Annotated in this window: 22 protein-coding genes; 10 read left to right on the plus strand and 12 right to left on the minus strand. The window is 71.8% G+C overall.

All coding sequences use genetic code 11. The features are described from left to right. Window positions 1-188 precede the first annotated feature (188 nt). Window positions 189-524 carry a hypothetical protein gene (locus tag ACFXPL_RS09720; protein WP_384915253.1) on the minus strand — a complete coding sequence of 112 codons (336 nt, stop codon included), beginning with the start codon at window positions 522-524 and terminating at the stop codon, window positions 189-191. Then, the gene (locus ACFXPL_RS09725) at window positions 521-1,036 is read right to left on the minus strand and encodes a hypothetical protein (protein ID WP_384915256.1); all 516 of its coding nucleotides are present in this window, start codon (window positions 1,034-1,036) and stop codon (window positions 521-523) included. Before ACFXPL_RS09725 ends, ACFXPL_RS09720 begins: the two co-directional genes overlap by 4 nt. A 381-nt stretch (window positions 1,037-1,417) precedes the next feature. Here ACFXPL_RS09725 and ACFXPL_RS09730 point away from each other — a divergent pair, with 381 nt between their 5' ends. Beyond that, a complete protein-coding gene (locus ACFXPL_RS09730) occupies window positions 1,418-2,890 on the plus strand; it encodes a VCBS repeat-containing protein (RefSeq protein ID WP_384915258.1) in 1,473 nt (490 codons plus the stop codon). Window positions 2,891-3,015: 125 nt separating this feature from the next. Here ACFXPL_RS09730 and ACFXPL_RS09735 read toward each other — a convergent pair whose 3' ends face one another. Beyond that, window positions 3,016-3,342 (minus strand): DUF397 domain-containing protein, encoded by a 327-nt coding sequence (locus ACFXPL_RS09735; RefSeq protein WP_384915261.1) that lies wholly within the window; start codon window positions 3,340-3,342, stop codon window positions 3,016-3,018. Then, the gene (locus ACFXPL_RS09740) at window positions 3,323-4,165 is read right to left on the minus strand and encodes a helix-turn-helix domain-containing protein (protein ID WP_384915264.1); all 843 of its coding nucleotides are present in this window, start codon (window positions 4,163-4,165) and stop codon (window positions 3,323-3,325) included. Before ACFXPL_RS09740 ends, ACFXPL_RS09735 begins: the two co-directional genes overlap by 20 nt. Window positions 4,166-4,277: 112 nt before the next feature. On the opposite strand from ACFXPL_RS09740, the gene ACFXPL_RS09745 reads away from it, so the two are divergent. Beyond that, window positions 4,278-4,718 (plus strand): amidase, encoded by a 441-nt coding sequence (locus tag ACFXPL_RS09745; RefSeq protein ID WP_384915266.1) that lies wholly within the window; start codon window positions 4,278-4,280, stop codon window positions 4,716-4,718. Window positions 4,719-4,730: 12 nt separating this feature from the next. Here the strand turns inward: ACFXPL_RS09745 and ACFXPL_RS09750 are convergent, their stop codons facing one another. The 3 genes from ACFXPL_RS09750 to ACFXPL_RS09760 all read right to left on the minus strand — a co-directional run bounded on the left by ACFXPL_RS09750 (window position 4,731) and on the right by ACFXPL_RS09760 (window position 8,312). After that, entirely contained in the window at window positions 4,731-6,266 is a 1,536-nt protein-coding gene (locus tag ACFXPL_RS09750) for a PTS transporter subunit EIIC (RefSeq protein ID WP_384915269.1), read from the minus strand. Window positions 6,267-6,290: 24 nt separating this feature from the next. Beyond that, window positions 6,291-7,280: an N-acetylmuramic acid 6-phosphate etherase gene (gene murQ, locus ACFXPL_RS09755; RefSeq protein ID WP_384915272.1), complete on the minus strand. Its 990-nt coding sequence runs from the start codon at window positions 7,278-7,280 to the stop codon at window positions 6,291-6,293. Between the two features lie 108 nt (window positions 7,281-7,388). Beyond that, on the minus strand, window positions 7,389-8,312 hold the full coding sequence (locus tag ACFXPL_RS09760; RefSeq protein WP_384915275.1) for a MurR/RpiR family transcriptional regulator: 924 nt from the start codon (window positions 8,310-8,312) through the stop codon (window positions 7,389-7,391). A gap of 224 nt (window positions 8,313-8,536) precedes the next feature. Here ACFXPL_RS09760 and ACFXPL_RS09765 point away from each other — a divergent pair, with 224 nt between their 5' ends. The 3 genes from ACFXPL_RS09765 to ACFXPL_RS09775 all read left to right on the plus strand — a co-directional run bounded on the left by ACFXPL_RS09765 (window position 8,537) and on the right by ACFXPL_RS09775 (window position 10,008). Further along, window positions 8,537-8,926 (plus strand): hypothetical protein, encoded by a 390-nt coding sequence (locus ACFXPL_RS09765; protein ID WP_384915429.1) that lies wholly within the window; start codon window positions 8,537-8,539, stop codon window positions 8,924-8,926. Beyond that, window positions 8,923-9,225: a DUF4031 domain-containing protein gene (locus ACFXPL_RS09770; protein WP_384915278.1), complete on the plus strand. Its 303-nt coding sequence runs from the start codon at window positions 8,923-8,925 to the stop codon at window positions 9,223-9,225. The genes ACFXPL_RS09765 and ACFXPL_RS09770 overlap by 4 nt, the downstream gene beginning before the upstream one ends. Window positions 9,226-9,330: 105 nt before the next feature. Beyond that, window positions 9,331-10,008 carry a TetR/AcrR family transcriptional regulator gene (locus ACFXPL_RS09775; protein ID WP_384915281.1) on the plus strand — a complete coding sequence of 226 codons (678 nt, stop codon included), beginning with the start codon at window positions 9,331-9,333 and terminating at the stop codon, window positions 10,006-10,008. On the opposite strand, the gene ACFXPL_RS09780 is transcribed toward ACFXPL_RS09775, so the two are convergent. The 3 genes from ACFXPL_RS09780 to ACFXPL_RS09790 all read right to left on the minus strand — a co-directional run bounded on the left by ACFXPL_RS09780 (window position 9,962) and on the right by ACFXPL_RS09790 (window position 14,512). Further along, window positions 9,962-11,233: a Cmx/CmrA family chloramphenicol efflux MFS transporter gene (locus ACFXPL_RS09780; RefSeq protein ID WP_384915432.1), complete on the minus strand. Its 1,272-nt coding sequence runs from the start codon at window positions 11,231-11,233 to the stop codon at window positions 9,962-9,964. The genes ACFXPL_RS09775 and ACFXPL_RS09780 overlap by 47 nt on opposite strands. Window positions 11,234-11,459: 226 nt before the next feature. Continuing rightward, window positions 11,460-12,137 (minus strand): hypothetical protein, encoded by a 678-nt coding sequence (locus ACFXPL_RS09785; RefSeq protein WP_384915284.1) that lies wholly within the window; start codon window positions 12,135-12,137, stop codon window positions 11,460-11,462. Window positions 12,138-12,193: 56 nt separating this feature from the next. Next, on the minus strand, window positions 12,194-14,512 hold the full coding sequence (locus ACFXPL_RS09790) for a heavy metal translocating P-type ATPase (protein WP_384915287.1): 2,319 nt from the start codon (window positions 14,510-14,512) through the stop codon (window positions 12,194-12,196). A gap of 183 nt (window positions 14,513-14,695) precedes the next feature. Between ACFXPL_RS09790 and ACFXPL_RS09795 the strand changes: the two genes are divergently transcribed. Continuing rightward, the gene (locus ACFXPL_RS09795; protein ID WP_384915289.1) at window positions 14,696-15,415 is read left to right on the plus strand and encodes a copper homeostasis protein CutC; all 720 of its coding nucleotides are present in this window, start codon (window positions 14,696-14,698) and stop codon (window positions 15,413-15,415) included. A 326-nt stretch (window positions 15,416-15,741) separates the two neighbouring features. Here ACFXPL_RS09795 and ACFXPL_RS09800 read toward each other — a convergent pair whose 3' ends face one another. Next, a complete protein-coding gene (locus ACFXPL_RS09800) occupies window positions 15,742-17,811 on the minus strand; it encodes a HelD family protein (protein ID WP_384915292.1) in 2,070 nt (689 codons plus the stop codon). A gap of 419 nt (window positions 17,812-18,230) precedes the next feature. Here ACFXPL_RS09800 and ACFXPL_RS09805 point away from each other — a divergent pair, with 419 nt between their 5' ends. Both ACFXPL_RS09805 and ACFXPL_RS09810 read left to right on the plus strand, forming a co-directional pair. Next, window positions 18,231-18,431 (plus strand): hypothetical protein, encoded by a 201-nt coding sequence (locus ACFXPL_RS09805; RefSeq protein ID WP_384915295.1) that lies wholly within the window; start codon window positions 18,231-18,233, stop codon window positions 18,429-18,431. 18 nt (window positions 18,432-18,449) lie between these two features. Continuing rightward, complete coding sequence (locus ACFXPL_RS09810; RefSeq protein ID WP_384915298.1) at window positions 18,450-19,883, plus strand: glycosyltransferase 87 family protein; 1,434 nt, start codon at window positions 18,450-18,452, stop codon at window positions 19,881-19,883. A gap of 228 nt (window positions 19,884-20,111) precedes the next feature. On the opposite strand, the gene ACFXPL_RS09815 is transcribed toward ACFXPL_RS09810, so the two are convergent. Then, window positions 20,112-21,755, minus strand: a complete 1,644-nt coding sequence (locus ACFXPL_RS09815) for a DNA repair helicase XPB (RefSeq protein WP_384915301.1) — start codon at window positions 21,753-21,755, stop codon at window positions 20,112-20,114. Window positions 21,756-22,005: 250 nt separating this feature from the next. On the opposite strand from ACFXPL_RS09815, the gene ACFXPL_RS09820 reads away from it, so the two are divergent. Next, a complete protein-coding gene (locus ACFXPL_RS09820) occupies window positions 22,006-23,295 on the plus strand; it encodes an ATP/GTP-binding protein (RefSeq protein WP_384915304.1) in 1,290 nt (429 codons plus the stop codon). After that, a complete protein-coding gene (locus tag ACFXPL_RS09825; protein ID WP_384915307.1) occupies window positions 23,296-23,940 on the plus strand; it encodes an RloB family protein in 645 nt (214 codons plus the stop codon). It begins immediately after the preceding gene. Window positions 23,941-24,005 lie beyond the last annotated feature (65 nt).

The raw sequence follows: 24,005 nt of genomic DNA on the forward strand, positions 1-24,005 counted from the left end.
CGGTCGATCAACCGTCCTGACCGGGGGCGGCATCCCTTCTTCGAGCTTCGGCTTGCGGAAGGGGTGCCGCCCTCGGGCTTTTCCCGGCGGACGTCAGCGGGTGTGGTCCTTGAGCTTCTCGGTCTCCAGGGTGATGCCCACGGGGTGGGGGAGCTTGACGGTGGCTCCGTACGGGTGCGTGAGGCGGCTCATGTACTTCCCCCTCGCGGCTCGGAGTGCACCACCAGAGTCTCGGCGTCCCGGTCGACGAGCAGGGCGGTCCGGCGAGCCCCGGCGGTGGTCCGGGCGTCGGTCCGGGCGGCGGAGCCGTCGCCGACGAGGCCGGACTCCTCGATGACCGCGTCGAGCGAGTCGTAGGCGGGGTGGTCCGCGTGGTACGCCACGACGTCGGACCGCGCCGAGGACCCGGATCCGGACCCGTTCGTGGATCCGTTCGTGGATCCGCCGTCCGAGGAGCAGCCGACGACGCCGAACGCGGCGAGGGCCGCGGCGCCGATGACGAGAATGTTCCGTGTCGCTGTCACGAGTAGATCCTCTTCACCTCGGACTTGTCGTACGCCGGCGGCTTCCGCACCGTCGCGCGATTACGGCTGTGCTTCATGAGCGACGCTTTACTCGTATTCGGGTTGTCGTGGAGACTCGGCGCGTGCCCGAGTTCGCGCGTGGTGGCGCTGCGGACCCACTGGTCGTACTTCGAACCGGAATCCCGGTCGATGGTGCGGGCATTCACCTGGATCTTGAAAGCCCGTCTGGCCCGCGTCCCGGACGGCGTGTGAACCCCGTACCAACTCGCGCTGGAGCGGTTGGCCGTGAACGAGGCTTTGGCGCCGGCCTTCCGGCCGATCTTCGCCTTTACGCCGGCGTCGTTCCAGTTCTTGCGGCCGGTGTCGAAGTGCTTGGCCCACTGGTCGTTGATGCCGACGGTTTTGACGTTGAACGACCGCTTCGGCATGCCCTCGCTGTAGTACGTGGCCTGCGCGGATGTCGCACCGGTCGGTGTGCCGGCGACAGCCGGCGCGGTGCGGGAAGTGAGCACGAGCGATGCCCGTGCGAACCTCCGATTCAATTTCTTCCCGGTGAATTGGGCATGCGGCAGCGCGACGCCGCGCGCATGCCCGATCGGGAACGAGGACGCGGATATGTTTCACGCGTCCTCGATGAGCTGAACTTCCCCCCTTGGATCCCCCGGTCGGTCCCCGTCGGTCAGCTCACCCGACACATCCGACCCTATGATCCGTCAGGCCCCTTCGTCAAAGAATATTGGCCGTCAAATTGCCCCTGTAAACAGGGGAGTTGGCTCCGTATGTAAAGAGCCGCCGGTGGTGGGTGGCGGCTCGGAGGGGACCGTATGATCACACTCGTTCGGCTATTTCGGCGGCCCTCCCACCGGGCCGCCACGGGAACCTGGGGGGTTCTGATGCGCAGGAGAGCGCTCACCACGGCGGCGGTCTGCACGGTCGCCCTGCTCGGCGTCAGCGGCGTGACACCGGCCGCCGCCGAGAGCACGGCCGCCGCCCGTACGGGCACGGCGGGGGGAGCCGGGGCGGCGGGCTCCGGCGCCGGCTCCGGAGCGGACTTCAACGGCGACGGCTATCCGGACCTCGCCATCGGCGCGCACACGGCGACCGCCGACGGAGTCAAGCGGGCGGGCGTCGTCACCGTCGCGTACGGCTCCGCCACCGGCCTGACGTACGACACGGCCTCGATCATCAGCCAGGCCACGCCGGGCGTCCCCGGTGAGCCGGTCGAGGACGGCAGGTGGCGCGCGGTCAGCGCCCACGGGGACCTCGACGGCGACGGCTACGACGACCTGGTGGTCAACTGGGCGGAGCGGCACACGGTGCTCTGGGGGAGCGCCAAGGGCCTCACCGGCGCGGGCACCACCGTCGCACCCGGCACCTACCGGGCCCACGACCCGAAGGTCCTCGGCGGCACCGTCGGCGTGGGTGACGTCAACGGCGACGGGGTCGACGACTTCGTCACGCGCGGCCACAACGGCACCTCGTACGGCCTCTCCGTACGGCTCGGACCGATCGACCGTACGACGGGAACGTCGGCGGGCGTCTGGTTCCGCGACACCGGTTCCCAGGACAAGCTGCTGACCTCCGTCGTCCACGTGGGCGACCTGACCGGCGACGGGATCGACGACATCGTCGCCAGCGGAGGGGTCGTCCTCGGGAACGGCACGCCCGGAGGTCTGGTGCTGAAGGGCTCGGCCACCGGCCTCGTCAAGGGCAGCGGCTTCGGCGGACCGCAGGCGTACAGCACCTTCTACCCCTCGGCCTTCGGCGACCTGAACAAGGACGGCTACCAGGACCTGGTGACGGGCCACCCGGAGGACAACAGGATCTACGTGGCCTACGGCGGCCCGAACGGCGTCAGCGCCACCCCGAAGGCCCGCTCCTACACGCAGGCGAGCGCCGGCGTCCCGGGCCTGGACGAGGAGGGCGACCGCTTCGGCTCGGCGCTGGCCATCGGCGACACCGACCAGGACGGCTACGACGACGTGATCATCGGCGCCTCGTACGAGACCGGCGCCGACCCGGAGACCACCACGGCCTCGGGCGCGATCACCGTACTGCGCGGCAGCGCCTCCGGGATCACCACCACCGGTGCGAAGTCCCTCACCCAGAACAGCAAGGGTGTTCCCAGCACCTCGGAGAACAACGACCACTTCGGCTCGGCCCTGGCGGTGGCCGACACCGACCGGGACGGTGCCCCGGAGGTCTACGTGGGCGGCAACGGCGAGGACGGCTACAAGGGCCGCGTCTGGAAGCTCCCCACCGGCGCGTCGACCGGCGTCACCGGCGTCGGCTCCACCAGCTTCCACCTGGGCACGCTGGGCGGCTCCGCCGGGGGCGGGAACTTCGGCTACCGGATGGCCGGTTGAGCGGTGGCCCCAGGTGAGGTGGGGCGGCGTGAGGCGAATCCTCCGCTCGGGCGTCCCGGCGACGCCCCGGCGTCATGAAGGACCCGACGTGCCGCCCGCGTCCGCGCTCTTCGCCGCCGGACGTCTCATGACCGGCCGGACGGGGCCTCGCTCCGGGTCTCCAGCCGGGCGGTCTTGACCTCGGTGACGAAGGCGGACCACACGGGCGCCTGGAAGGCGAGGCCCGGGGCGTGGGGGGTCTTGGAGTCGCGGACGGGGACTATGCCGGTCAGGCCGTCGGCGACTTCAAGGCAGTCACCGCCGCTGCCGCCGCTGAAGGTGGACTTCCGCCACATGGCCGCTCCGGTGAACTCCGTGGCGACTTCACGGCAGTTGCCGCCGGTGCCTCCGCTGTAGCTGGACTTGTGCCGGCTCGCCGCGCTCAGGACGTACTCATGGCTGCTGCTCGTCACGCGCGTAGTCCTCCGCCACTGATTCGATCAGGACCAAGGATGCTCTCGGTGACAGCGCGGTGGCCCCCAGTAGATCGTAAGTCAGTTCGTGTCGGGTGACCGTCGCCGGATCGTCCAGCAGTTGACCCGATCCGGTGCTCTGGAGATAGACGAGCGGAGGCGCTTCCTCGAACGCCATCAGCTTGAGCGCGCCCTCCAGCGCCGCGTGCGCGCCCGCCGCGAACGGCAGTACCTGTACGAGGATCCGGTGCCGCCGGGTCATGGCCGCCACATGGCGCAGCGCCTCCGCCATCACGGCCGGGCTCCCCACGGGCCTGCGCAGCACCGCCTCGTCGAGCACCGTCCAAACCATCGGTTTTGTTGGGTCCTTCAACAATGCGGCCCGATCCAGCCGAGCGGCCAGCAGCTCCTCGATGGCGTCCTCCGGAGCCGTCGGGTGGTACGCGCGGAAGACCGCCGTGGCGTACGGGCCCGTCTGCAGCAGGCCCGGGATCAGCTGCGGCGCGTACTCCCGGATCATCGTCGCGACCGCCTCGGCCTCCGCCGCCTCGGCGAAGTGGTCCGGGTACCTGGACTTCTTCAGCGCCTCGCAGTTCCGGAGGAAGAAGCCGCCCGTCCCGAAGGTCTGGTCGAAGTGCGTCGCGTACTCCGGCTGCATCCTGCGCGTCCCCGCCTCCAACTGCCCGATGAACGAACCGCTGACGAACAGCGCCGCCCCTAACTCGTCCTGGGACAGGTCCGCTTCGTTCCGCCGGTGTCTCAGCTCCGCGCCGAGCATGGCGCGCGGCGACGAGGACGGATCGAGAGGTTTGGGTCCAGCCATGGGGATCTCCCGGTTCGGACAGGTGGCGGTGTTGGGACAGCTTCTCTTTTCAGGCTAACCACACTCGGACACGCTGTGTGCACACAATCGATACGGAGCGTGGGAGTGAACATTGAACGCGACACGGGTCACCGAGGACACGGATGTGGCGTCCCGAACGCACAGGCCCCTGCACCGGTTCCGGCTGATCCACTGCGAAGCCGAGGGCGCACCGGACTTCTACGCCCCGCGCTACGGGGTACTCAGGTCCGCTCCGCCGCAGGGGTGTTCGGTCGAGCCCTACGGTGACTACTTCTGCCTTCGCTGCGAGCGCCCCGGCGTCACCCTGCTCGCCGCCGTGGCGGTGCTGTGCGCGGAGATCCGGGAGGAGTACGGGGTCCTCATGACCGACCTGGGGATCGAGGGGCTCTGGGACTGGACCGCCGACGGCACGGACGGCCGCGGCGCGGCGATCGTGGGCCAGTTGCTGCTGATGGCCGCCGAGCGGGGGCCGCTGCTCGGCTACGACGTGGACGACCTGGTGGAGTTCCTGCGCACGGCCGCCGCCGGCTGAGGACCCGGGCGGTCAGCTCACCGAGGGCGTCGGGGACGGCTCCGCGGCCGGCTGCGGGGGCGTGGGCGCGCCGGTCGCGGGCGGGGATGTGCCGAGGCCGGCCAGTATCGTGCTCGTGAAGCCGAAGTAGTACGTGGCGACGAACCCCGTGACGTATCCGGTCAGCAGCCCGCCCCCGTACACCGCGAGCGCCGCGCCCAGGCCCCGGTCGCCGGCCAGGAGCGGGAAGAGGGCCCAGCCGGACGGGCCGATCGCCGTCGCCCCGACCGCCGTGCCCAGCTGATGGAACAGGCCTACGAAGCCGCCGCCGGCCGCGCCGCCCACGCACGCCGTGACGAAGGGGCGGCCCAGGGGGAGCGAGACGCCGTAGATCAGGGGTTCGCCCACGCCGAGGAGGCCCGCGGGAAGGGCGGAGCGGATGGTGCGGCGCAGGGAGGTGTTGCGGGGGAGACGTACGTGGACCGCGGCCGCCGCGCCGACCTGGCCCGCGCCCGCCATCGCCAGGATCGGGAGCAGCACGGTGTACCCCTGCTGCTCGATGAGCGTCGTGTGGAGGGGGATCAGCGCCTGGTGCAGGCCCAGCATCACCAGCGGCAGGAACAGCCCGCCCAGCACGAGGCCCGCGACGGAACCGCCGTAGGTGAGGAGCCAGGTGGCGAAGTCACCGATGGCGGTGGACACTTCGCCGGCCACGTACATCAGGCCGTACAGCGTGGCCAGACCGGCGACGAGGACGGTCAGGGTCGGGGTGACGAGGACGTCCAGCGCCTCCGGCACCCGCCTCCGGCACCACTTCTCGACACGCGTAGCGAGGAACGCCGCGGCGAGCGCGCCCAGCACACCGCCCTGGCCCGGCGCGAGGTGGCGGCCGAACACGTCGACGTGCGCGACGCCCGGGAAGACGATGACCGCGGCCACGGCGCCGCCCAGGACGGGGGTGCCGCCGAACTCCTTCGCCGTGTTGTGGCCGACGAACACCGCGATCAGCGACATGAATCCGGACGCGAGCGCGGCGAGCGCGGGGGCGAGGGAGGGCAGCAGGTGGAGGTTGGTGAGCAGACCGCCCAGGCTCGCGATGATGCCGCAGCCGATGAGGGCGGGGATCAGGGGGACGAAGATGTCGGCGATCCGGCGGAGGAGGAGCTTGACCGGGGTGGCGTTCCTGGCCTTCCGTGACGACCTGATAGCCTCGCCCTTCGCCGCCAGGCCGTCAGCCGTGGACGGAGACGGTGCGGACGGTGTGGACGGAGATGCTGCGGACGGTGTGGGGGGCGTTGACGGCGTCGGCCGGGTACCGGGCCGCGTCAGCAGCGCCTCGAACTCCGGGGTCACCCGCGCCACCGTCCCCGGGCCCAGCACGATCTGGTACGTCGCGTCGTCCACCACCCCGAGCACCGCGGGCAGCGCCCGCAGCTCCGCCTCCCGCACCAGGGAACGGTCGTGCAGCCCGAGGCGGAGCCGCGTCATGCAGTGGGCCACGGAGGCGACGTTCGCGGCGCCTCCGACGAGCGGGAGGATCGCTTCCGCTGTGGCGCGGTTCTTGTCCATGCGGCGCTGCCTTGCTTCAGGAGGTCAAGGGGTGGGGGACGCGTGGGCGCGGAGCAGCGCGGCGCGCAGGTGGCCGTCGTTCTCCGTCAGCAGCCGCGCGGCCGTCGGGCCGTCGACCGCGCCGAGGACGAGCAGGATGGCGTTCTTGACCTCGCCGCCGGTGGCGGCGAGCGCCGACTCGATCTCGTCGTCGGACGCGCCCGTGGCGAGGGAGACGATCCGGCGGGAGCGGGCGCGCAGCTTTTCGTTGGAGGCGCGGACGTCGACCATGAGGTTCCCGTACGTCTTGCCCCGCCGGATCATCGTGATCGTCGAGAGCATGTTGAGGACGAGCTTCTGCGCCGTGCCGGCCTTGAGGCGGGTGGAACCCGTGAGCATTTCGGGCCCGACGACGACCTCGATACCGTGTTCGGCCGCCGCCGCGAGCGCGCTGCCCTCGTTGCAGGAGAGGCCGATGGTGAGCGCGCCGAGGGCGCGGGCGTGCTCGACGGCGCCGACCGCGTACGGGGTGCGGCCGGAGGCGGAGACGCCGACGACCGTGTCCGCCGAGGTCAGCTTTATCGCCGTCAGATCGGCCGCCGCCAGTTCCCGGGAGTCCTCGGCGCCCTCGACCGAGGTGACCAGCGCACCGGGGCCGCCCGCGATCAGGCCGACGACCTCGCCCGGGTCGGTGTTGAACGTGGGCGGGCACTCGCTGGCGTCCAGCACGCCGAGCCGCCCCGCCGTACCGGCGCCCGCGTAGATCAGCCGGCCCCCGTCGGCCACGCGCTCGGCCGTGGCGTCGATGGCGGCGGCGATACGGGGGAGCTGGGCGGCGACGGCGGCGGGGACGGTGGCGTCCTCGCCGTTCATGATCCGTGCGATGTCGAGCGTGGGAAGCCGGTCGATCTCCGCCAGTTCGGGGCGGAACGCCTCGGTGGTGAGGGCGTCGAGCTGGGCGCGGAGGTCGCCGTACGCGCCGTTGTCCGTGTGGCGGGTGTGGTTCTTGTGGTTCGTGTCGTGCGTGGAGGACATGGGGAAGCGGCTCTTTCTTTCCGGGGGTGCGGGCGCCGGTTTCCGGGGGTGCGGGTGCCGGTGGGAAGGAGATGCGCGGTGGAGCCGTCGCGACGGGGAGCGGACGCGTCAGCGGGCGTTGCCGCGCGGCCGGTGGCGGTGCGCGAGCGCTTCGTACGACGCGGAGAGCGCGGGCGCGGCCGTCTCGTACGTACGCTGCGCCACACCTATGAACAGGCAGTCGACGACGAGGAGCTGGCTCGTACGGCTGGACATGGCGGCCGGGCGCAGCTCGCTCTCGCGGGCGGTGGAGGTCGTCAGGACATGGTCGGCGTACTGCGAGACCGGGCTGTCCGGGCGGCCGGTGATCGCGACCGTCGTCGCGCCCCGGTCGAAGGCGACGCGGAGCGGTTCGATGACGTCGCCGGTGGAGCCGGAGTGGGTGATCGCGATGGCCACGTCGCCCGGCTGGAGCTGGACGGCGTTGGTCACGGCGAGGTGCGGGTCGCTGTGGGAGTGCGCGATGAGGCCGATACGGAGCAGTTTCTGCGCCAGGTCCATGCCGACGAGGGAGGACGCGCCGACGCCGTAGATGTCGATCCTGCGGGCGGCGGCGGACGCGGCGACGACGGCGCCGAGCTGGACGGTGTCGAGCCCGGCGGCGGTGTCGGCGAGGGTCTGCTGTTCGTCGTAGGCGAGCTTGGCGACGACGTCCCCGATGGGGTCGTCCACGGCTATGTCGGCGGTGACGGAGGGCGCGCGGCCGGACTGCTGCTGGGCGGCGAGGCCGGCGAGGGCGAGGCGGAGATCGCGGTAGCCGGGGTAGCCGAGGAGCCGGGCGGTGCGGACGACGGTGGCCTCGCTGGTGCCGGTCAGTTCGGCGAGGCCGGTGACGGTGAGGGCGGCGCAGCCGGCGGGGTCACCGGCGACGGCTTCCGCGACGAGCTGCATGGAGCGGGTCATGGTCGGTGCGAGGGTCCGCACCTTGGCGGCGAGGGCGGCGGGGGCGGGGGGAGCGTCACCGCTGAAACTTTCCTTCACGTCGTGGGTCACCCTTGAAAGATATTTTCGTCAAATCGGACCGTCAACCCCCCTCGGGGGGTGTGGGGCGGCACCCGGGTGACAATTGCGGAATGGACGACGAGACCCCGACCCCGGACGAGATTCCGGGCCCGGACGCGCACGCGGCTCCGGACGCGGACCCGGACCCGGACGCGAATCCGGACGCGCACGCGGGTCCGGACGCGAATCCGGACGCGGACGCGACCCCCGATCCGCTGGAACTGGCGCTGCACGCCGCCCGCGCGCTGGTCCTCGCGGACCTGGCCGCCGGGGACGTGGCGCGCCCCGAGGTCGTGTCCCTGGTCGAGGAGTCGGTCTCGCACCGCCGCTGGTGGGTCGGGCAGTGGCCCGAGGGTGTGGCGTACGTGGTGGGGCTGGTCGCCCAGGACGTCCAGGACGCGCTGATGGAACGGTACGGGCGCTGGCCGCTCTGCCCGGTCTGCGTGGAGGGCGAGCCGCACGCGCTGGAGGTGGAGCCGGAGCTGGGGCCCGACCCGCACTGGGTGTGCGGGAAGGCGGGGGTGGCGGTCGCGGCGGTCGGCGCGCTGGGCGGGCCGGACGGGTCCGAGGCGCGGGGCGGGCCGGGCGGGGGCGGGTCCGTATGACGGTGTACATCGACCCGCCCACCTGGCCGGGCCACGGCCGCCTGTGGTCACACCTGGTCAGCGACGTCTCCTTCGGCGAGCTGCACGCCTTCGCCGCGTCGATCGGCTGCCCGCCGCGCGCCTTCGAGCGGGACCACTACGACGTACCGTCGGACCGTTACGACGACGCCGTGCGGGCGGGCGCGGTGCGGATCGGCCCGAAGGAACTCGTCCGCCGGCTCACGGAAGCGGGCCTGCGCCGTCCGAAGGGCCGCCCGGCGCGCACTGATCCGCACCCACCACCCCGTGATAGCCTCTAATTATATCGTTAAGGTGTAGTGGTTCCGGTGTCGATGCCAAGTGCCAGTATCGGTGTCGGAATCGGTGTCGGAATCGGTACGAGAGGCGTGGAAAGGCGGCCTGCCATGACGGACACGGGCACGAAGACCCCGCGCGAGCGCTACCGCGCCCAGGTGCGAGCGGAGATCAAGGAACGCGCCTGGGAGCAGATCGCCACGGCGGGCGCGTCCGCGCTCTCCCTCAACGCGATCGCCAAGCTGATGGGCATGAGCGGCCCCGCGCTCTACCGCTACTACGCCGGCCGCGATGAGCTGATCACCGAGCTGATCAGGGACGCGTACCGGAGCCTCGCCGACGCCCTCCACGCGGCCGACACGGCCACCGCGTCCGGCGCCGACGTGACCGCGCTCGCGCACGTCCTGCGGGAATGGGCCCTGGAGGACCCCCACCGGTACCTCCTCATCTACGGCACACCCGTCCCGGGCTACCACGCACCCGACGACATCACCGCGATCTCCCAGGAGATCATGGCGACGCTGCTCGACGCCTGCGGCGAACTGCCCGCGGCCTCCCCGGCCTCCCCGGCGGCCACGTTGGACGCCCACCTCGCGGACCGCCGGCAGTGGGCGAGCGGTCACCCCGCCCTGCCCGCCACCCTCCACCGGGCCCTGACCGTCTGGACCCGGCTGCACGGTGTCCTGTCCCTGGAAGTCGCGGGTCACTTCAACGGGATGGGGTTCGACCCCGCCCTGCTGTTCACGGCCGAGCTGGCAGACCTCGTCGATCGGCCGGCCGCTCGCTGACCCCGTCCGCGGCGGCTGCCGCCTCCGCGACCGCGTCGGTGGCCGAGCACGCCGCCGAGCCGGTCACCACCCGGCTGGCCGTCGCGCGGTGGAGGCGGAGCGACAGCGCCGCCAGGCCGATCGCGACCAGGGTCATCGCCGCGCCCGCCCACGCCGTCGAGGCGAAGCCGAAGTCCGCGTCGATCACGGTGCCGCCGAGCCAGGGGCCGCCCGTGTTGCCGAGGTTGAAGGCGGCCGTCGTGGTGGCGCCCGCGAGAGTGGGGGCCGCGGCGGCGATGTTGAACATACGGGCGTTGAGCGCGGGCGCGGTGAAGAACGCCGAGACCCCGAGCAGGAACGTCAGGACGACGACGGCGACCGGGTTCGAGGCGGTCAGCGCCAGCAGCGTGAGCAGCACCGTCGACGCGGCGGTGCCGCTGATCAGGACGCCGAAGAGGTGCGCGTCCGCGTACCGGCCGCCCAGCGCCGTACCGACCAGCGCGCCGATGCCGAAGAGCGCGAGCACCGTCGGGACCCAGCCGCTGTCCAGGCCCGCCACATCGGTGAGCAGCGGGGCGAGGTACGAGAAGGCGCAGAAGACGCCCCCGGCCGCGAGGGCGGTGACGGCGATGGAGAGCCAGACCTGACGGTCCCGGTAGATGGTCAGCTCCCGCTTGAGCCGCGGCTTCTCGGCGGGCAGCGGGATGCGCGGGATCAGGGTCGCCACCCCGATCAGCGCCACCGCGGAGGCCGCGCCGACCGCCCAGAACGCCGAGCGCCAGCCGAGGTGTTCACCGAGGAACGCGCCGGCGGGGACGCCGAGCACGTTGGCGATGGAGAGCCCGCCGATCATGACGGCCATCGCGCGGGCGCGCGCGTTCGGCGCGACCATGGCGATGGCGACGGCCGCGCCGACCGCCCAGAACCCGGCGCACGCGAACGCGCTGACCACCCGGGACACGAACAGCACCTCGTACGAAGGGGCGAGCGCGCCCGCGACCTGGCCGAGCCCGAAGACCGAGATCAGGGCGATGAGCGTGGTACGTCGGGGGAGGCGCAGGGTGGCCACGGCGAGCAGCGGGGCGCCGATGACCATGCCGATCGCGAACGCGGAGATGAGCAGGCCGGCGGTCGGGATGGACACGTCCATGTCGGCGGCGAGCGGCGGCAGCAGGCCGGAGAGCATGAACTCGCTCGTGCCGAGCGCGAAGACCGAGAGGCCGAGGATGTAGACGGCCAGCGGCATACCGGCCGACGGCCGCGCGGACGCGACAGGCGACGCGGAAGCGGCAGGCGACGCGGTGGGCGGCGCGGAAGGTGAGGCGGTGGGCGGCGCGGAAGGTGAGGCGGTGGGCGGCGCGGAAGCGGGGTCGGCGGCGCTGGTCGGGGCCGGGGAGCCGGGATCGGCGGAGTCGGGCATGCCAGGTGCAACCGGCCCGGTCGGCCGTGACATTCCGGCACACGTCATCTGTTCAGATGGTGAGACCGCGGAGTTCCGACGTCATGTTCGCGCGGGCCGGCGCCTCCCACTCCCGCACACCGTACGGGGTACGGAAGAGGCCCGGCAGCGCGAGCAGTTGCTCCAGCACGGCCGCCCGGCCCGCGCGGAAGTCCGGGTCGGGGACGAAGCCGTACTCCTCCCGTACGGCCGTCGTGTACGCGGCGTACGCGTCCGGCGCGGAGGCCAGGACCGCGAGGTCGGCGTCGCACAGGACGGCGCCGTTCCGGTCGCCGGGGCCGGTGGCGTGCCCGGCGGTGAGCCGGACCAGCCGGGCCACCTCGGCCGTACCGTCCGCGCCCACACCGGCCTCGGCCAGGGCGCGTTCGGCGAGCCGGGCGGAGCGCTCCTCGTTCTCGGAGCGGTCAGGGCGGTAGACCGCGTCGTGGAACCAGGCGGCGAGGCGCACGAGCGCCGGGTCGTCCGCGTACTCCGCGAGCGTGTCGATCCGGTCCAGGACGGCCGTCAGGTGGCCGGTGGTGTGGTAGCGCCGCTGAGGCTCGGCCCAGCGGGCGAGGAGGTCGTCGGCGTACACGTACGGATCCGGGTACGGGTCCCCGGCCGCCCCGGGGGCCGCGTCGCCCGGCCCGGGGAGCAGCAGGGACCGGAGGGTGGTCGCGAAGCGGTCGCGGAGGGCGGCGGAGTCGGGCATGCCACGAGCCTAGGCCAGAGAGCGGCCCAGGCTCGTGGCAGCGGGCGGTGGCGCGGTCAGGACGCCTTGAAGCGCCTCAGCCGCAGGCTGTTGCCGACGACGAAGACCGACGAGAACGCCATCGCCGCGCCCGCGATCATCGGGTTGAGGAGTCCGGCGGCGGCGAGCGGCAGCGCCGCCACGTTGTAGGCGAAGGCCCAGAACAGGTTCCCCCGGATCGTGCCGAGCGTGCGGCGCGCCAGGCGGATCGCGTCGGCCGCCACGCGCAGGTCGCCCCGTACGAGCGTGAGGTCGCCGGCCTCGATCGCGGCGTCCGTGCCGGTGCCCATCGCCAGGCCCAGGTCGGCCTGGGCGAGGGCGGCGGCGTCGTTGACACCGTCACCGACCATCGCCACGGACCGGCCCTCCGCCTGGAGCTTCCTGACCGCCTCGACCTTGTCCTCGGGCATGACCTCCGCGATCACCCGGTCGGCGTCGATGCCGACCTCGGCGGCCACGGACGCGGCGACGGCCCGGTGGTCACCGGTGAGCAGGACCGGCGTGAGGCCCAGCGCGCGCAGCCGCCGTACCGCCTCCGCGCTGGTCTCCTTCACCGCGTCCGCGACGTCGAGCACGGCCCGCGCCTCGCCGTCCCAGGCCACCGCGATCGCCGTCCGGCCCGCCGTCTCGATCCCGGCCTTCCGCCGCGCCAGCTCCTCGGACAGGTGGATCTCCCACTCCGCGAGCAGCCTGGCCCGGCCCACGAGGACGGCGTGGCCCTCGACCACGCCCTGCACGCCGAGCCCGGCGACGTTCGCGAACTCCTCGGGCGTGGGGAGCGTGCCGACGCGCGCCGCCGCGCCCTCCGCGACCGCTCGGGCGACGGGATGCTCGGAGGCGTGCTCCAGGGCGCCCGCCAGCCGCAGCACCTCGTCCTCGGTGGTGCCGTCCGCGCTGTGCGTGGCGAGGAGGGTCATCTTCCCGGTGGTGACGGTGCCGGTCTTGTCCAGCACGATGGTGTCCACCCGCCGCGTCGACTCCAGCACCTCGGGCCCCTTGATGAGGATGCCGAGCTGCGCGCCGCGCCCCGTACCCACCATGAGGGCGGTGGGCGTGGCGAGGCCGAGGGCGCACGGGCAGGCGATGATCAGTACGGCGACGGCGGCCGTGAACGCGGCCGTCAGCCCGCCGCCCGCCGCCAGCCAGCCGCCGAGCGTGGCCAGCGCGAGCACGATCACGACCGGCACGAAGACGGCGGAGATCCGGTCGGCGAGGCGCTGGACGGACGCCTTGCCGTTCTGGGCGTCCTCCACCATGCGCGCCATACGGGCGAGCTGGGTGTCGGAGCCGATACGGGTGGCCTCCACGACGAGCCGGCCGCCCGCGTTGAGGGTCGCTCCGGTGACGCCGTCGCCCACGGCGACCTCGACCGGGACGGACTCGCCGGTCAGCATCGAGGCGTCCACGGCGGAGGAGCCCTCGACGACGGTGCCGTCGGTGGCGATCTTCTCGCCGGGCCTGACCAGGAAACGGTCGCCGACCTGGAGGTCCGCCGTGGGGATGGTGGTCTCCCGGCCGTCACTCAGGATGGTGACCTCCTTGGCGCCGAGGTCGAGCAGCGCGCGGAGGGCGGCTCCGGCCTTGCGCTTGGAGCGGGCCTCGAAGTAGCGGCCGGCGAGGATGAAGGCGGTGACCCCGGCGGCGGCTTCGAGGTAGATGTTCCCGGAGGCGTCGCCACGGCCGATCGTCAGCTCGAAGGGGTGGGTCATGCCGTGCATGCCCGCCGTGCCGAAGAAGAGCGCCCACAGCGACCAGAGGAACGCGGCCGAGGTGCCCACCGAGATGAGGGTGTCCATCGTCGCCGCGCCGTGCCGGGCGTTGGTCCAGGCGGCGCGGTGGAAGGGCCAGCCCGCGTAGGTGACGACGGGGGCGGCGAGGGTGAGGGACAGCCACTGCCAGTTGTCGAACTGGAGCGGCGGGATCATGGCCATCGCGATGACCGGGACGGAGAGGAGGACGGCGGTGATCAGGCGCTCGCGCAGGGTCCGCAGCTCGGCGTCGTCCGCGTCGTCCTTCTTCTCCTCGTCCCGCTCACCGGATCCGCTCCCGGCCGACGCGGGGCGTACGGGGTGGGCGGGCGGGGGCGTGCGCGCCGTGTAGCCGGTGGCCTCGACGGTGGCGATCAGATCGTCCACGGAGAGCCCGTCGGCGTAACTGACCTTGGCCTTCTCGGTCGAGTAATTGACGGTGGCCTCGACCCCGTCCATCCGGTTGAGCTTCTTTTCGACGCGAGCGGCGCAGGAGGCGCAGGTCATGCCGCCGATCATGAGTTCGACTTCGGCGGTGGAGCCCGGGGCGGTGCCGGTCGGGGTGCCGGTGGTCCGTGTGGTGCTCATGGGCGGCGGCTCCTTCTCTCTTCGACTGTCCATCGTACCCCCTAGGGGTATGAATCTCCTTCCTGTATACCCCCCACCCCTATGTAATTCAAGGGCTGGCCGTGATCGGTCCTGCCCTTTAGGCTTGAATATTGGACTAGACCTATCTCCCCGTCCCCTCCCCGACGAATGAGGTCCCCTCTCATGACCAAGCGCGCAGTCCTGGAGGTGATCGCCCTCGACGCGGAGGACGCGATCGCCGCACGGAACGGAGGTGCGGACCGCCTCGAACTGGTGACTGATATGGCGGCGGACGGACTGACCCCGGCCACCGCGACCTTCGCGAAGATCCGCGCGGCCGTCCCGATCCCCCTGCGGGTGATGCTCCGCCTGACGGACGGATTCGCGGCGGGCGGCCCCGACGGCGCGGAGGCGCTGGTCGAGGCGGCGCGGGCGCTGCGGGCCGAGGGCGCGGACGAGTTCGTCCTCGGCTTCCTCGACCCGGACGGCACACCGGACCTGGTCACGGTCGAACGGCTGATCGCCGAACTGGACGGCTGCCGCTGGACCTTCCACCGGGCGATCGACCACGCGGCCGACCGCGACGCGCTGCGCAGGAGCCTCGCGGACCTGCCCGGCCTGGACACGTACCTCACGGCGGGCTCCCCGGCGGGCGTCGCCGAGGGCCTGCCCACCCTCCTGGCCGAAGCGGCGGCCGGCGCCCACGGCGAACCGGGGTACGGGGCCCGCCTCATGGCCGGCGGCGGCCTGTCGCTGCCCCACGTCCCGGTCCTGCGCGCGGCGGGCGTGACGGCGTTCCACATCGGCGGCGCGGCCCGCCCGGCGGGATGGACCGCGCCGGTCTCGGCGGCGGCGGTACGGGAGTGGCGGGCGACGCTCGACGCGGTGACCGCCTACACGTAGCGGGCGGGCGCGGGCGGGGCCGGGAGCGCCGTGCGGGCGGTGCGGGGGCGGCCGGTGCGAGCGCGGGCGCGGGGCGGTCCGCCCCGCGCCCGCACCGTCCCGGGCCACGCCCGGCGGGCGTGGACGGCCGGTGATCCGTCCTCACCGGCGGTACCGCCCCGCGTGCCCGGCTTCGGGCTTCGCCCGACCTCCGGCCCCGCAGGGCCTCGGGCCTCGTCCCGCCCGGTGGCCTGAGGGCGGGGCGCCCGTCCCGGGGTCCGCCCGCGTCGCCCTGCCCTCGCCCCGCGTGCCCGGCTTCGGGCTTCGCCCTGCCCCGGGCCCCGGCCTCAAGCCCCGGTGAGCTGCTCCGGCAGCGCCGTGGCGTGCACCACCACCAGGCCCGACACCGCTCGCGTGAGCGCCACGTACAGCCGCCGCAGCCCCGTCCGTTCGTCCGGTTCGCCGTCGACCACCGCCGACGGTTCGTCCAGCACCACGTAGTCGTACTCCAGCCCCTTCGCCAGCGACGCCGGTACGAGCGTCAGCCGCGCCTCCGCGTTCGTCTCCTCGCCCGGCGCGAGATACCCGAGCCCCGCCGCCGTCAGCGCCTCCGCCAACGCCGGGATCCGGGCGTCCGCCGCGATCAGGCCGATCGACCCCTCGTGCGCCAGCGACTCCCGGCACGCCGCGACCGTCGCCGCGTCCAGCTCCGCCGCCTCGGGAACCGCCCGTACCGCCAGCGACCCCGGCGACTCCCGTACGGAGGCCACGGGCGCCAGCCCCGGTGAGATCGCGGGCAGCAGCCGGGACGCGTACGCGATCACCTCGCGCGGTACGCGGAAGCCCGCCGTCAACTCCTCCACCAGCGCGTCCGTTTTGCCGAGGTGGTGCAGCGCGTCCGCCCAACTCGTCGTCGCCCATGGTGTCGTGCCCTGTGCCAGGTCGCCCAGCACGGTCGCGGAACCGGTCGAGCAGCGCCGGCCCACCGCCCGGTACTGCATGGGCGAGAGGTCCTGCGCCTCGTCGAGCACCACATGGCCGAGCGAGTGTGTACGGGCGATCAGGTCGCCCGCCTCGTCGATCAGCACGGCGTCCGCCGGGGACCACTTCGCGGACCGTACGCTCCGTGCCGGCTTCGTCCACAGGATCGTCTTCTGCTCGTCGGCCGTCAGTACGCCGTCCGCGTGCGCGGCCAGGAACTCCGCGTCGCAGAGCAGCCGCAGCACCAGCTTCGCCGGATCCACCTGCGGCCAGACGGACTTGACCGCCGCCTTCACCGCAGGGTTGCGCGCCACCGCGTTCTGCACCCGGTCGTCGGGCGCCTCGCCCGCCTCCTCCATCCGTACGAGCACGGCGTGCGCGATGCGCTGCGGCAGGGCCTCGTGGGCCGCGCCGTACCGCATGTCGCGGGCGAGCAACTGCTCGACCATCTCGACGAGTTCGTGCACCGGAACCCGCCAGCGCCGCGAGCCGCGCACCACCACGACCGGCTCCGTCGGCAGCGTGACGTGGGACCGTACGGCCCGGCGCAGCACCTCCGCCATCCGGGCGTCGCCCTTGATGACGGCGGCGTCGGCCGGATCCGTACCGCGCACCTCCGTCCCGGCCGCGACCAGATCGGCGACCGTCGCCTGTTTCACCTCCAGCTCGCCCAGGGTGGGCAGCACCTGCTCGATGTAGTGGAGGAAGGAGGCGTTCGGTCCGATGACCAGCGTTCCGGTACGGGCCAGGCGCTCGCGGTGCGCGTACAGCAGATACGCGACCCGGTGCAGGCCGACTGCCGTCTTCCCGGTGCCGGGCCCGCCCTGCACGCACACCGTGCCGCCCAGCCCGCTGCGGACGATCTCGTCCTGCTCGGGCTGGATCGTCGCGACGATGTCCCGCATGGGGCCGACGCGCGGGCGCTCGATCTCGGCCTGGAGCAGCTTGCTGGAGGTGGCGGCCTCCGTCGGGTCGGAGAGGTGCTCGTCCTCGTACGCGGTCAGCTCACCGGCCGTGTAACCGAAGCGCCGGCGCAGCGCCACATCCAGCGGCTTCCCCCGGGACGCCTGGTAGAAGGGCTGCGAGACGGGCGCGCGCCAGTCGATCACCATGGGGTCGCCGTCGGCGTCGTGGACGTGCCGCCGCCCGATGTAGAAGGACTCGCCCCTGGCGCCCTCGGCCTCCTCCGCCCCGACGGCGTGCAGGTAGTCGAGCCGGCCGAAGAAGAGCGGGGTGTGGGCGAGATCGGCGAGCGCCTTGACGCGCTCGTCGATCTGGGACTGGAGGACGGCGGCGTTGACCCAGTTCGCGGTGACGTCGCGGATGTCGAGGGCCTGCACGTCCTCGCGCATGGCGCGCAGGGCGGAGCGGGAGGCGCCGAGGTGGGCGCGTTCGCGCGACAGCAGGGGGTCAGGGGGGTCGAGGGGCGCGGGCACGGTGTTGCCTCCGGGGCTGTACGCACGCCGGCGGGCCGCGCGCTCCCTCCGTCCAACCCGTACACGCGTCGGTGGGCGCGTGACGACGTGTGGGGGCGGCGGGGCGGCGGGCTCCGTTTCGGCGTGGATCACGTCATGGCGGTCGGCCGTCCGGTTTCCGTCCGGACGACGGCGCTCCCAGCGGAGGGAGGCGGGCAAGGTGCAGGATTGTAGCCAGCGGACGGCCGGCGGGCGAATGCTTTTCCCCGGGTCTCCGCCGCGCGGGCCGCGTACCTCCCGGGCGGGGCACGGAATCCGTTCCCCGGGCGAGGGCTCCGTCCTTCAGGGGACCCGGCCCCGCCGAAAGTCGTACAGCGGCGCACACGGGTTTCACACCGTGGGCCGATGTGGTCCACAGTCCCCGGAGCGACCATGGATGTATGAGCACAGCAACCTTCACCCCGGTCCACGCCCCGCAGAGCGCGCCGCTTCCCGGCGCGACCGCGACGGGCTCCGTCCCCCACCCGGGTCACCCGGTCGGCAACGCGCTGCGGGCGGCCAAGGTCTTCCTGACCACGGCGTTCAACGTGGCCGTGATGGGCGAGTACCAGGAGGAGGCGGGCATCCAGCGCCGTCACTGATCCACTAGGGTCGCGGCCGTGACCTACCGGACCGTGACCTCTCGCTCACTCATCGCAGTGGGCGCGCTCGTCCTCTCCCTCGCCGCGTTCGCCACCGTCTGCGTCACCCGGCCCGTCCCGCTGGCCGACACCCGCGTCTACCGCGCGGAAGGTGCCGCCGTCCTCGACGGGACCGACCCCTACGGGATCGAGCTGTACGGCCCCGGGCTCGACGGATCCGGCCTCGACGGGACCGCGTACCCGCCCTTCGCGGCGATCCTCTTCGTACCGACCACCTGGCTGTCCGCCGACGCCCTCAAGGTGGTCTTCGTCCTCGGCAACCTCGCCCTGCTGGCGCTGCTCGTCCGGCTGTCCCTGCGGCTGGCGACCCGTTCCGGCGCCGCCCCGGCCGCCCGCGCCGTCGTGGCCTCCCCGGCCGCCCCGGTCTTCGTGGCCTCCCCGGCCGTCGTGGCCGCGGCCATGGCCCTCGGACTCTGGCTCGAACCCGTCGCCCGGACGATCCTCCTCGGCGAGATCACCCTCGCCCTCGCCTGCCTCGTCCTGTGGGACCTGGCGCGCCCCGACCGCGCGCTCGGCAAGGGCTTCGCCCTCGGTATCGCGGCGGGCATCACCCTCACCCCGGCCCTCTTCATCGCGTATCTGCTGGTCACGTCCCGCGTACGGCAGGGGCTGACCGCCCTCGCCTCGCTCACCGGCACGGTGCTGCTCGGGATGCTCGTCCTCCCGTACGCCAGCGGCGAGTTCTGGACGAGCCAGGTCTTCGAGACCGACCGCACCGGTGCCGCGTGGGCCGCCGGCAACCAGTCCCTGCACGGCCTGCTGGCCCGCCTCCTGCACACGCCCGAGCCGGGCACGGTCTGGGTGGCCGCCGCCCTGCTCACGGCCGCCGCCGGGCTGTGGACCGCCCGCCGCGCCGTCCTGCGCGCGGGGTCGGAGACCTGGGGCATCCTGCTCACCGCCGTGACCGCGCTGCTCGTCACCCCGGTGAGCTGGTCGCACGAGTGGGTCTGGTGCGTACCGCTGCTCGCGGCCCTGCTCGCCGAGGGCCGCCTCCGTACGGCGGCACTGGCCGGGGCGGTCTGGACGGCGCGCAGCTTCTGGGCCGTACCGTACGAGGGCGAGCCGGCCCTGCGGCTGCCGTGGTGGCAGCAGCCCCTGATCGCCCCGTACGCGCTGTGCGCCCTGGCCCTCCTGGCCCACGCGGCCTGGCACCACACCCGGACCCCCGCCGGCACCGGGCCCCCGTCCGCCCTGCCGGGGCCCCGCGCCGGGGCCGACGCGGGTGGCGGAGCGGCGCCCGGCCGCTCAGGTCTCGGGCAGGAGGATGTCGGCGTCGTCGAACACGCGGAGCACCACGAGGAGCAGGCGCCCCCTCGACACCATGTACTCGGCGACGATCTGAGAAGTGAGCCGGATCTCCCGGTCCTGTTCCCCCACCCCTACCGTGCGTGACAGCTCCGTGTAGGGGTCACGCGCCAGGATGTCGACGGCCTTCTCGAACAGCGCCCGGCGCGGGGCGTCCAGACGGTCGCGGTCGCGGGCCGCCGATTCGGTGTAGAGAACCTGGTAGATCTCGTGCGGCGTCATGCACTTCTCCTTGCCACGCCCGATTCTCCGCCAGAGTACCGGGAACCGGTGGGCAGGGCAGGGCGCCCCGCTCCCGCCCTCCGGGGCTCCTCCTCACCCCTCGGTGAGCAGTTCGTCCGCGTCGACGATCCGGTACGCGTACCCCTGCTCCGCCAGGAAGCGCTGCCGGTGCGCCGCGAAGTCCTGGTCGATCGTGTCGCGCGCGACCACCGAGTAGAAGCGCGCCTCGTGGCCGTCCGCCTTGGGGCGCAGCACCCGGCCGAGCCGCTGGGCCTCCTCCTGGCGGGAGCCGAACGTGCCGGAGACCTGGATCGCGACCGTCGCCTCGGGCAGGTCGATCGAGAAGTTCGCGACCTTAGACACCACCAGCACCGAGATCTCGCCCTGCCGGAACGACTCGAAGAGCTTCTCGCGCTGCGCGTTGCTCGTCTCGCCCTTGATGACCGGCGCGTCCAGATGCTCGCCCAGCTCGTCGAGCTGGTCGATGTACTGGCCGATGACGAGCGTCTGCTCGCCCTGGTGCTTGCGCACCAGCGCCTCCGTCACCTTCCGCTTCGTCGCCGTCGTCGCGCAGAAGCGGTACTTCTCCTCCGTCTCGGCGGTCGCGTACGCGAGGCGCTCGCGGTCGGTGAGGTTGACCCGTACCTCGACGCAGTCCGCGGGAGCGATGTACCCCTGCGCCTCGATCTCCTTCCACGGCGCGTCGAAACGCTTCGGCCCGATCAGCGAGAAGACGTCCGACTCGCGGCCGTCCTCCCGTACGAGCGTCGCCGTCAGGCCGAGCCGCCGCCTGGCCTGGAGATCGGCCGTGAACTTGAAGACGGGCGCGGGCAGCAGATGCACCTCGTCGTAGACGATCAGCCCCCAGTCGCGCGAGTCGAACAGCTCCAGGTGCGGGTAGATGCCCTTACGGCGCGTCGTGAGCACCTGGTACGTGGCGATGGTGACCGGCCGGATCTCCTTCCTCGTACCGCTGTACTCGCCGATCTCCTCCTCGGTCAGCGACGTGCGCTTCACCAGTTCGTGCTTCCACTGGCGGGCCGAGACGGTGTTGGTCACCAGGATCAGCGTCGTCGCCTTCGCCTGCGCCATCGCACCGGCCCCGACCAGCGTCTTCCCGGCTCCGCAGGGCAGTACGACGACTCCCGAACCGCCGTGCCAGAACCCCTCGACGGCCTGCTTCTGATACGGCCGCAGCGCCCACCCCGACTCGTCCAGCTCGATCGCGTGCGCCTCACCGTCCACGTAACCGGCCAGGTCCTCGGCCGGCCAGCCCAGCTTGAGCAGCGTCTGCTTGATCTGGCCGCGCTCGGAGGGGTGCACGGCGACGGTGTCCGGGTCGAGCCGGCTGCCGACCAGCGGCTGGACCTTCTTGGAGCGGAGGATCTCCTCCAGCACGGGCCGGTCGGTGGAGGTCAGGACCAGGCCGTGGGTGGGGTGCTTGGAGAGGGTGAGCCGCCCGTAGCGGGCCATCGTCTCGGCGACGTCCACGAGCAGGGCGTGCGGCACGGGATAGCGGGAGAACTCCACCAGCGCGTCGACCACCTGCTCGGCGTCGTGCCCGGCGGCGCGGGCGTTCCACAGGCCCAGCGGGGTCAGCCGGTAGGTGTGGATGTGCTCGGGGGCGCGCTCCAGTTCGGCGAAGGGCGCGATGGCACGACGGCAGGCGTCGGCCTGGTCGTGATCGACTTCGAGCAGCAACGTCTTGTCGCTCTGGACGATGAGCGGTCCGTTCACGTGCGTACATCCCTTCGGCGCGGGCCAAACCTCCAGTCTGCCGTAGTCGGTGGGAATGTGGGTCGGTCGCCGGGGGACGGACGGCATTCGGGGAAGCGGCGTAAAGGCGCCCCGATGGGGTGAACGGCCTGGCTGATGCGGCTACCTGCTTGTATCGTCAAGTTTTGACGTAGAGAGCTGGGAACGACACGTTTCTCAGTCGTCTTTGTCGTCTCCGCTGGAGGGGGTTGCCATGTTGTTGAGGTTCCAGGTGACCAACCACGCATCGCTCCGGGACGAGCAGGAGTTGTCGCTCGTCGCCTCCGACCGCCACCCCGAGAGGGCCGAGCACCAGCTCGCGAACGGCGATCACCGCTCCGTGCCCGTTGTGGCGATCTACGGCACGAATGCTTCCGGCAAGTCCAATGTGATCGACGCGATCAGATGGATGCGTGGGGCGGTGCTGTCTTCTTTCGGGCAGTGGGATCCGGCCGGCGGCGTTCCGCGTCGCCCTTTCGCGCTGCGGCGGGATACGTCCTCCCTGCCGACCTCTTTCGTCATGGATTTCGCACTGAACGGGGTACGTCACGAGTTCGGATTCTCCGTCGACGACGAACGCGTGACGGAAGAGTGGCTCTACTACTATCCGGAGCGCAAGGCGAACAGGCTTTATGAGCGCAAGGCAGACTCCAGTGTGGTGTTCGGCCGTTCGCTGACGGGTCGGAAGAAGATCATCTCGGAGCTTCTTCGTCCGAACAGCCTCTATCTCTCGGTTGCGGCAGCGCAAGGTCATGTGCATCTGGGTGCGGTGTACCAATGGTTCCAGTCCGGCTTGAGAATGGCCACGGACGGAAACTTCCGGGCACGACTCAAACAAACCGTGGACCTTCTTTCGGTGGATGATCGCCGGAAAGAGTCGGCGGTTCCTGTTCTGGAGCTCCTGCGCTTCGCGGATCTCGGAGTGTCCGGACTGGAAGTGGGGGAGCCGGACGAAGCAGTCATGGATGAGTACCACAGGATCACCCAGGCGATGAAGGATGCGCTGGGGGGCAGGGTTCAAATCGAAAAACCTTGGACCAATGCGGTGCGGGTGGAGCACCGCACGAGCGAGGGGGTCTTTCCGCTGGACCTGGCGCAGGAATCGAGCGGGACGCGAACCTGGATCGGTCTCATGGGGCCGGTGCTCGCCACGCTGGTCGACGGATCGGTGCTGTGCGTCGATGAGCTCGACGCCCGCCTCCACCCGTACCTCGTGGACGCGCTCGTCGGCATCTTCCAGTCGCCGGAGATCAACCGGTCCGGAGCGCAGTTGCTGTTCAGCACCCATGAGGCGGCCTTGTTGGGGAAGAACGTCAGGACCGAGCTGTACCGGGATCAGGTCTGGTTCACGGAGAAGGACCCCGACACTCTCGCGACCAGGATCTTCCCCATGACAGATTTTCATGTGCGTGATTCTCTGGAGAATTTGGAGAAGCGCTACCTCGCGGGCCGCTACGGTGCGGTTCCGCACTTGGACGAAGATGTGATGCGCGAGATTTTCACGGCGGTCGGAGGGGCGTAGGTGGGGCGTCGGGGGAAGCCGTTGCGGCGGGCCGGGAGTTCCCGCCCTGAGCAGCGGAGGTTTCTGATCTACTGCGAGGGCGAGTGCACCGAGAAGCAGTACTTCAAGGGACTGAATCAGGAGCTGAAATCATTACCGGTGACGATCTGCCTCGGCGGAACGCACGGCGAGCCGAAATCGCTCGTACGGGCAGCCATCGGTCATAAGCGACGAGCCGTCAACTCGGCTGCCGATCGGCACACGGAGTACGACGAGGTGTGGTGCGTCGTGGATGTCGAGGCGCCGAAGCAGCACTCCTCGCTCGACGAGGCGCTGGCTCTGGCCAGGGAGAGCGGGATCAAGGTCGCGCTGACGAATCCCTGCTTCGAGCTCTGGATTCTTCTGCATCTCAGGAACGTCTTCGCCTATCACACCTCGGATGGTGCCCAGCGTGTACTGGAGAAGGAGTCCGGATGCGGCTACACGGTTCAGCGGAAGCACCTGGACTACGCGGAGCTTCAAGGCGCGAAGGGTGAAAATTACGCTGCTGCCAGGAAACGGGCGCTGACCCTGCGCTCAAAGAGCGAATCGGGTCACCTGGCCAACCCGTGGACAGATGTGGATGAACTGGTGGAGCTGTTGCGCGCGGCCCGGGCAAAGTCCTAGGCAGCGCCGGGGCCCGTCCTTCCCGGCGGCGTCGGCGAACATATCCGGGCGGAGCGGGGGCACAG

This window comes from Streptomyces sp. NPDC059092 (assembly GCF_042756365.1).
In the GTDB taxonomy this organism is placed as follows: domain Bacteria; phylum Actinomycetota; class Actinomycetes; order Streptomycetales; family Streptomycetaceae; genus Streptomyces.